The 7776-nt window shown below is 69.3% G+C and carries 11 protein-coding genes; 7 read left to right on the top strand and 4 right to left on the bottom strand.

Translation table 11 applies throughout. The features are described from left to right. The coding region (locus tag ETD83_RS36810) for an FAD-dependent oxidoreductase (RefSeq protein ID WP_138649828.1) at nucleotides 1-274 on the bottom strand (274 nt) is incomplete at its 3' end. 127 nt (nucleotides 275-401) lie between these two features. On the opposite strand from ETD83_RS36810, the gene ETD83_RS36805 reads away from it, so the two are divergent. Then, entirely contained in the window at nucleotides 402-767 is a 366-nt protein-coding gene (locus tag ETD83_RS36805) for an ArsR/SmtB family transcription factor (protein WP_138649827.1), read from the top strand. 339 nt (nucleotides 768-1106) lie between these two features. Then, nucleotides 1107-1718, top strand: a complete 612-nt coding sequence (locus ETD83_RS36800; RefSeq protein ID WP_138649826.1) for a hypothetical protein — start codon at nucleotides 1107-1109, stop codon at nucleotides 1716-1718. A gap of 355 nt (nucleotides 1719-2073) precedes the next feature. Here the strand turns inward: ETD83_RS36800 and ETD83_RS36795 are convergent, their stop codons facing one another. Beyond that, nucleotides 2074-2646, bottom strand: coding sequence for a TetR/AcrR family transcriptional regulator (locus tag ETD83_RS36795; RefSeq protein WP_138649825.1), 573 nt, complete (start codon nucleotides 2644-2646; stop codon nucleotides 2074-2076). 88 nt (nucleotides 2647-2734) lie between these two features. Here ETD83_RS36795 and ETD83_RS36790 point away from each other — a divergent pair, with 88 nt between their 5' ends. The 5 genes from ETD83_RS36790 (at nucleotide 2735) to ETD83_RS45095 (ending at nucleotide 6069) form a co-directional block, all read left to right on the top strand. Continuing rightward, nucleotides 2735-3106 carry a DUF4267 domain-containing protein gene (locus ETD83_RS36790; RefSeq protein ID WP_138649824.1) on the top strand — a complete coding sequence of 124 codons (372 nt, stop codon included), beginning with the start codon at nucleotides 2735-2737 and terminating at the stop codon, nucleotides 3104-3106. A 350-nt stretch (nucleotides 3107-3456) separates the two neighbouring features. Next, the gene (locus tag ETD83_RS45795; protein WP_171064652.1) at nucleotides 3457-3738 is read left to right on the top strand and encodes a CoA transferase; all 282 of its coding nucleotides are present in this window, start codon (nucleotides 3457-3459) and stop codon (nucleotides 3736-3738) included. A gap of 59 nt (nucleotides 3739-3797) precedes the next feature. Then, nucleotides 3798-4328: an RICIN domain-containing protein gene (locus tag ETD83_RS36780; RefSeq protein WP_138649822.1), complete on the top strand. Its 531-nt coding sequence runs from the start codon at nucleotides 3798-3800 to the stop codon at nucleotides 4326-4328. 123 nt (nucleotides 4329-4451) lie between these two features. Continuing rightward, the gene (locus tag ETD83_RS36775) at nucleotides 4452-4934 is read left to right on the top strand and encodes a pyridoxamine 5'-phosphate oxidase family protein (protein ID WP_205718076.1); all 483 of its coding nucleotides are present in this window, start codon (nucleotides 4452-4454) and stop codon (nucleotides 4932-4934) included. A gap of 265 nt (nucleotides 4935-5199) precedes the next feature. Then, nucleotides 5200-6069: a pentapeptide repeat-containing protein gene (locus ETD83_RS45095; protein ID WP_230421430.1), complete on the top strand. Its 870-nt coding sequence runs from the start codon at nucleotides 5200-5202 to the stop codon at nucleotides 6067-6069. 102 nt (nucleotides 6070-6171) lie between these two features. Here the strand turns inward: ETD83_RS45095 and ETD83_RS36765 are convergent, their stop codons facing one another. Further along, a complete protein-coding gene (locus ETD83_RS36765; RefSeq protein ID WP_138649820.1) occupies nucleotides 6172-6915 on the bottom strand; it encodes a hypothetical protein in 744 nt (247 codons plus the stop codon). Between the two features lie 397 nt (nucleotides 6916-7312). Further along, on the bottom strand, nucleotides 7313-7776 hold a 464-nt coding region (locus ETD83_RS36760), incomplete at its 5' end, for an anti-sigma factor (RefSeq protein ID WP_138649819.1).

Raw genomic sequence — 7776 nt, 5'->3', positions numbered from 1 at the left:
CCTGCGCCCCCGCCTCCAGGACGACGAAGTCCAGCCCCCGCTCGGCCAGGTGAGCGGCAGCGGCCAGCCCCACCGGCCCGGCCCCGACGACCACCACAGGCAGCCCGGTCGCGTCGTCGCTGACGCATCCGCAGCCCGCGCTCGTCTTGGCCTCGGTCACGGTGACCGCCGGATCCAGAGACCGCTCGGCCTCGCCACAGCAACCGCTGACCCCGCAACAGGCGCTCTCGACCGCCGTCTCGGCGCGCTCGGGAGACGGGTTCGCCTCGCTCATCGTGGCTCCTTCCTGCCCGGACGTGCGCTCGCCGCGATCAGGCGCGCACCCCAGACCGACTGTTTCGACGTTCTTCTAATCAGGCGCCAGTTTGCATCCCTGCATAGATAGATGTCAAATTAGAAGCATGTCTAAGCCGATGGAGCTGGAAGACGTCACCGCCCCGGTGTGCTGCGCTCCGCTCAGCACGTCCGACCTGGGCGAGGCGGAGGCCGTCGAGCTCGCCGGGGTGTTCAAGGCCCTCGCCGACCCGATCCGGCTCCGGCTCCTGAACATGATCGCCTCGGCCGAGGACGGCGAGGCGTGCGTGTGCGACCTGACCGTCCCCTTCGACCTCACCGCGCCGACCATCTCCCACCACCTGAAGGTGCTGCGCCAGGCCGGCCTGATCGACGGCGAACGCCGCGGAACCTGGGTGTACTACCGCGTCATCCCCGAACGACTCACCCGGCTCTCCGGCCTGTTCGCCCTGCCCGCCCTCGCCACCGCCTGATCAGCGACCGCGTTTCAGCGCGTCTCGCAGCGGCGCCGTCGCGCGCCGCCACCCGACCACAGACCGATGCCAGCCAACCCGCCGCCGTAAGCACCCAGAGCGGCGATGTGCAGCGGCCTGCCCGACTCGTCCAGCGCGGTGGGGTGCCGGGGGGCTTGGTCGCGCTGGGTGAGGTGATTCCGGGGGCTGGTCGAGCCCGGCAGCACCTGGTTCTACGGACGACACTTGGCCCACCTTCAGGCGTGCGCGGCGCGCCTCGATGGTAAAAGCACCCTGGCACCCTGGCCACCTGGGGCGGAGGCTTTCGCGGGACGGGCTCTGGTCGGGGAGAATGCTGACATGACCATGCTGGGTGGGCGGCGCGTGTACACGCGCGGCGACCTGATGGAGCGCTACGGCCTGGGCCGTAGCACGCTGGAGAAGTGGTATCGGGAGCAGGACGTCAACGGTCATCCCGAAGCTGTGGGATCGGTCGGCTCGCAGCTTGCCTGGGACTCCGAGGAGTGGGACCGCTGGTACGCGGCGCGTCAGGTGAGCCGGAAGGTTCCGGCCGGTCTGGTCACGCGGGACGAGCTGAGCGCCAGGTACGGCCTCAGCCGCCATGCGCTCAAGAAGCTGTGGAGCGAACGCGAGAACAACGGGCACCCTGACGTCGCCTGCCAGGTGGGTAAGGCTCTCTACTGGGACGAGAAGCAGTGGGCAGCTTGGTACACGGGCCACCAGGAACACTCCGACGACGACGATGATCCCGATGCCTTGGTGACGTTGGCGGAGGCGGCGCGCCTCCTGGGCTTGGCCCAGAGCAGCGTCACCGTCTATGCGAGGCGTCCACCTGCTGGATGGCCCGAACCCGTCCGCCAGGAGGCCCTGGGTGGCGGTCGGGTTCGTCGTCTCTACCGGCGAGGCGACGTACTCGCCTACGGCGAGACCAGGCCTACCCATCGAACCTGACGAGTTCCCAGACCAAGAATTCGTCGCCTGCCATACACCTCTCGACCTCGACGTCGCCCTTGCCGTCTGATGGCGCGGCCACGACCACGGTCTTGAGCAGCGGCCAGTGGCGTTGGCGAGCCGCAGGGGCTCGGGGGCATCGCCGCTGGTCCGCCTCCGAGGAGGAGGGTGGGTGCGGATTGTGGCGGTGGGCAGTTCTTGGCGGGACCGGGGCCAGGTCGTTGAACACCGGACCGGACGGAGTGCGCCGTCAGGTCTGAGGTCCGGAGGTCCGGCACCACCACGGGTGGTGGCGTCTGCCGGTCAGGCTTGTGCCGGTCTTGCTCGGGACTGTTCGGGTGCGGGGCGGGGCCGGTTAGCGGGCGAAGCGGTTGATGAGGATGGTCAGGCGTTTGTCGTGGTCATCGCGGGGGAGGCGGCCGCTGCGCATCAGGGTCATCAGCCCGTGCAGCCCGCTCCAGAACGTCTCGGTCAGCGTCGGGAGATCATCGTCGCCCGCGAGCGGGCGAAGGGCCTCCACCAGCTCGCCGAAGGCTTGCTTCAGGGGCGGTGGAGCCTGCGGGGTGGCGAACGGCAGGTCGCTGGCGTGTGTGAACATCGCGTCGTACAGCGCCGGCCTGCGCTCGGCGAACGCCGCGTACGCCGCGCCGACGGCGGCCAGGGCCTCCTTCGGTCCCGGTGCGGCGGTCCGGGCCGCGTGCAGCTCGGCGGCCAGATCGGCGCAGCCCTCGACCGCGACGGCGGCCATGATGGCGCCCTTGCCCTTGAAGTGGCTGTAGAGGACCGGCTGGCTGTACTCGATCTCGGCGGCCAGCCGGCGGGTGGTCACCGCGTCCCACCCCTCGGATTCGGCCAGCTCCCGGGCCGCCGTGACGATCAACCGCTCCCGCTCTGCCCGCTCGCGCTCCCGGCGCGCCTGGATCGACATGCTCCCGATCCTAGCAGTGGTAGCCGTACTGCCGACGCTATGCTAGTGTCGTTCTTGTTTCTAGCGCTGCTAACAAGTGGAGATTCTCGTGCTCACCCCGATCGCCTACGGGCTCGCCATCGTCCTGGTCGCCCTGGTCACCTTCATCGGCCTGCGGTTCCTGGTGGTCCCCCGGCCCGCGGCCGCCGGCTACGGCGTGCCCGCCAAGCAGGACGGCGATAGCGCGTACCTGACCATCAAGGGCCTGCGCGACTTCACCTTCGGCATCCTCGGCGCGGCCCTGCTCGCCTTCTCCAGCCCGCAGGCCGCCGGCTTGTACATGCTCGTCGTCGCGATCGCCCCCCTGGGCGACACCCTCATCGTCCTGCGCCACGGCGGCACCAAGGCCGTGGCGTTCGGCATACACTTCGCCACCGCCGTCGCCGTGCTCATCAGCGCCGCCCTGCTATTCGCCGTCTGAAGCCCCCGACCAACCACAGTTGGAGCCACAGCGGCACGACCGCGGGCCACGCTTGCGCGGTCAAGGTCGCGTTCGCGGCCCGGCGCGTGGCAAGGGCGTCGGACGGCCGGGACGTCTCCGAGGCGATGGCCGCCGTCGCGCCGTCGCGCATCGGCACCTGCCCGCCTCGTTCGGCTCGCGCAGATCAGGCCCTGGCATTGTCTGTTACGTCAGAATTCAATCATCGTGCGGTGTCGCTGGTGGCTTGGGCGGGCGCCAGAACGCGGACAGCAGGGCGAGAGCCCCACCGCCTCCGAGGACGGTCGCGATGGCCAGGCCCCACCAATCACCGGCTCGGCGGCGAGTCGGGCATGGCCCCGACGTTCATCTCGACGAATCGGTGCAAGCGCAGCTTCGGGGTGGACCTCTCCGACCCGCGCGGCGTCGATCTGCTCAAGCGCCTCGCCGCCGAGGCCGACGTGCTTGTGGAGAACCTCGCTCCGGGCGCTCTCGACCGGTTCGGCATCGACCTCGCCGGACTGCGTCGCGCCAACCCGGAGCTGATCACGCTCAGCAGCCAGATGATGGGCCCGTCCGGCCCGTGGCGGGGGTGGCCTGGAAGAATCTTCCAAGTATCTACTGAGAGCGACTAGTTGGTCACACTGAGTGGGGTATGAGGAGAGAGAACCCCCGACCCCCCAGGAGGTACCACGTGACCCAGCAGATCACCGAACGCAGCCCCATTCCCACCGGCAACGTCATGCTGGTCCATACGGTGATCAACGCCTACCTCATGCCCGATGGCGTCAGCGACGCGGAACAAAGCGACGACGACGAGGTGCAGACCTTCCGCGCCGATCCCCTCTGGAACAACGCCTCGGTCTACTGGCAGTTCGAACCGATCTCCGGCCAGGACGGGACGTACTACATCAAGTCCCAGCCCAACAACCGCTACCTCGGGCTCCGCGGCGGCGTGGCCAAAGCCGACGTCAACGTGACGCTCCGGCTCAACGTCGGCAACGCCGCCCAGTGGATCCCCACTCCCATCCCCACGCTGCCCGACGTCTTCGACCGGCCGGTCGTGCGGGCGCTGCGGCTGCGCGGCACCAACTTCGCGATGGCCCCCGAAGCCAACCTCAACCGGGACGCCAACATCAAGCTGGACCGCGCCTGGGACGGGGTGTTCAACCACTACCACGCCTTCACCCTCATCCCCGCGTCCTCGGTCGTCACCACGCCGTAGGACCGGGCCGTAACAAGGTGGCCCATGAATTCTCCCAGCGATGTGTCGCGACGTGCGATACGCCGTTCGTCTTAGGAGTAGACCCCCGGCAGGGGACCTAAGCGAATGTGAAGGAGGATCGTCGTGGTCGCCGACGGAGAACTCATCCCGGTCCCGCGCAGCCTGGCCGAGCGGCGGGCCTGTGCTCGCAAGCGGCTCGAATCCGGCTTCCAGATGTGGCTGGCCACCGGCAGTGACGGTCGTGGCGCGCACCTGATCCCGGTCGCCTATGTCTGGGACGGGTCGGTTCTCTACACCGCGACCTTTGCCAGCAGCAGGACTGTCACCAACATCAAGGCTCACCCGCGGGCGAGGGTCGCTCTCGGCGACACCACCGACGTCGTCATGATTGACGCCGGCGCTTCACCTGTCGGCGTCCCCGACATCGGCGTCGAAATTGCCGAGCGCTACGCCAAGGTCTCCACAGACCCGCGTAACTATCCGGAGGGCAGATTCGTCTACCTGCGCCTGCAACCCTGGCGCATCCAGGTCTGGAACGGCTTCCACGAATTCGTCGGGCGTACGGTCATGCTGGACGGCCGATGGCTGGACAGCTCCGTCGACTGACCTCACCGAACCCGGTGGGCTTCAATCCCATTCCCGTCGATGATCACGCTTCTGTGTCCGGTGATTCTTTTGAACTCTCTGGATGGTCGCGGGCGTCTGAGCGGGTGTGACTGAATCAACCGAGTCTTCGTCGTCCTCGTCGTCGGAGATCGGAGGGTCTGCTGAACGGTCCTTGGATCGGGGCGGCGCGGATCGGCCGGGCCGGGTGCGACCGCCGTCGCAGGCCGAGCTGGACGCCTTACCTGCCGACCGGCGGTTGGAGCTGGTGGAGCGAGCACGAGAGCAACGGGGCCAGCGCCGCCATCAGTGGATCAACAGCCTGGTGTTGCTGGCCGGTGTCGTGCTGGGGGGTGGAAGCCTGCTGGCCACCGCGCTGACGTTGCGCACCGGCCAGGCTGAGCTGCGCACCAGCCGCGAAAACGTGCGCACGCTCCAGGAGGGTCAGGTCACCGAGCGCTATACCAAGGCTGTGGAGCAGCTGGGCTCCGGTAGGCGGGAGGTGCGTGCCGCCGCCGTCTACGCCCTGGAACGCGTCGCCAAGGACTCACCCCGCGATCGCCTGGCCATCCGTGATGTGCTGGCCGTCTTCGTCCGCGAGCATGCCCGCCCCGCGCCCGCAGCCCAACGGGCCCAGGTTCCTGCCGCGCCCACCACCGACGTCGCAGCCGCCATGGCGGTGATGGCCCGCCGCCCGGCCGATCCGCCCGGGGCACCCCAGATGGACCTGCACCGCATCGGTGTTCCCTTCCTGCGCCTGACATCGCCGGCGAGCCTGGCCGGCACCGACCTGGCCGGATCCGATCTGCGCGGCGCTCATCTGGATCGTGTGGACCTGCGCGGAGCCAACCTGGAACTCGTCGAGTTGCTCGGCGCCGAGTTGCCCGGCGCCAATCTGCGCGACGCCAATCTGCGCGGCGCTGACCTCACCGGTGTTCGGTTCCCCGGCGCCCTCCTGGCCGGCGCCACCTTCAGCGATGCCGTCCTGACCGAAGCCAAGCTGCGTGGAGTCGATCTGCGCGGCGCCGACCTGCGCAGCGCCAACCTGCGCGGCGTCCACGCGACGACCCAGGCCCACATCCGCCCGTCCGCCAAGGTCGACGGCACGACCAAATTCGGACCCGACCCGAGCTCGTAAGGTTTTGGCGGCCGGGGCCGCCCGCTTGCGTGTGCGAGGCCGACGCGGTACGCGACCGGCAAGGGCGGCGCCACCAAATCGGCCCCGCACGCGGGGATGTGATCAGTCGCGCGGGCAGAAGCCGCTCTGGGTGGCGTCGGCGCGGCGGCCGTTGGCGTCGAAGACCGAGATCGAGACGTAGGTGTCCTGGTACGGATCGCATCTGCCGCTGATGGAGACGTAGTTGTGGGCGTAGTCGTTGTACCGGCGTGCCTGCGAGCCGTTGGAACTGACCTGGACCTCGTCGGGATCGGTACCGTCCTCCCAGTAGAGGTCGCAGTTGAAGGGGTGGCCGTAGAGCTCGTCGGCGGAGCAGAAGAACCCGGTGATCCGCGGGCCCGGGACGGCGGGCCGCGCCAGGCACAGGTTCAAGATGGTGGCGTTGTACTCGAACTGCCGCGGCAGGTCCTGGTTGTGGTCGCCTTCCCGGCCGGTCAGGTGACCGATCTCGTGCAGGATGGCGATGGTGCGCTGCTGATCGGCCGATGGGGCGAACGCGGCAGTGGGGGAGACCGGCAGGCCGGGGTCGGAGGCGAAGAAGTTGGGGTGCACGGAGATCGTGCCACGGACCCCGCGGAACAAGGGTGAGGACGCGATGGCGCCCGCGGGCTGGCCGGCGGGGACCGGCGCCGAGACGATGGGCACGCGCCCCGCGACCTGCTGGGGATCGCGGTCGTCGGGTGCCTGGAAGCTCGGGCCGGTCAGGTACTGCTTGCAGTCGGCCCCCAGGAGCGCGGTCTGGGCGCGGAAACGGGCCTGGTCTATCAGGCCCTCCCGCGCCGCCGCCGGAGTGCTGGTGGTGGCCACGAAACAACCGGTGGCGACGATGGCCGCGGTGATGGTGGCGAACAGCCGTCGGCTCCAGCTTCTGGGCGGTCGGTGACGGGGCGGTGGGGCGGCAACCATTGCGGTCGGCACATTGGCTCCTTCAGCAAGACGGGAGGTGGACTCATGGACGACGGGCGGGGCCTGGTCTGGCGGCCGCCGCGGTCTGGCGCGGTCGGCCGGTACCGCAGTGGTGCAGCACGACGAATCGACTTACCGGACATCCGGTATTCGTCGCCCAGCCCCCACTGGATGCTTCGACCTGGCGGTGTTCTCAACTTCGTCCACCGCAGCGCGACGGCGGGTACTTCGCCTGCTTCTGACAGCGCGGGAGGCCGTGCGTCCTTTGCCGCGATGTCATAGCTTCGGGCGGCCGTGGTCAGCCGAGGGTGAGGGTCAGGAGCGGGGGGCTGGTCGGTTGGGGGGAGCCGCCCGCCGGTTCGATGGTGACGCCGAAGCGTTGCGCGTTGCCGAGGCCGGCCGTGACTACCGGGCGTGGCTGCCCCGACGGGTTCAGGGTTCCGGCGGAGCGTGGTGCGGTCGGGCCGAGCCACCACATCTGGTACGTCCTGGCTGGTGGCAGGTGCTGTAGCCGGGCTGTGGTGACGACGGCTTTGCCGAGTGAGCGGGACGACACGACGGTGACGGTGGCGGTTCCGTGGGCGCGGGCGGTGGAGGTGTGCGCGTCCGGCGCTGTCATCACTGTCGTGACCTGGCGGTTCAGGGCTTGTGCGTGTTCGGCGGAGCGGTGGAAGTGCCATGTCGTACCGCCGCCGATGAGCGCCAGGACCAGGCACGCTGCGGCGGCGAGCCGGCTTAGCCCGCGGGTGCGGGGGGACGGCA

The organism is Actinomadura soli (assembly GCF_005889715.1).
GTDB lineage: Bacteria > Actinomycetota > Actinomycetes > Streptosporangiales > Streptosporangiaceae > Spirillospora > Spirillospora soli.
Note: the sequence above shows the minus strand (reverse complement) of the source record. Positions and strands in the feature narration are given on the sequence as shown.

What these genes read in the sequence shown, in the direction of transcription:
- ETD83_RS36805 (WP_138649827.1), top strand. Translation starts at nt 402, where the DNA reads ATGTCTAAGCCGATGGAGCTGGAAGACGTCACCGCCCCGGTGTGCTGC.
- ETD83_RS36795 (WP_138649825.1), bottom strand. Translation starts at nt 2,646, where the DNA reads ATGTCGATCCAGGCGCGCCGGGAGCGCGAGCGGGCAGAGCGGGAGCGG.
- ETD83_RS36800 (WP_138649826.1), top strand. Translation starts at nt 1,107, where the DNA reads ATGACCATGCTGGGTGGGCGGCGCGTGTACACGCGCGGCGACCTGATG.
- ETD83_RS45795 (WP_171064652.1), top strand. Translation starts at nt 3,457, where the DNA reads ATGGCCCCGACGTTCATCTCGACGAATCGGTGCAAGCGCAGCTTCGGG.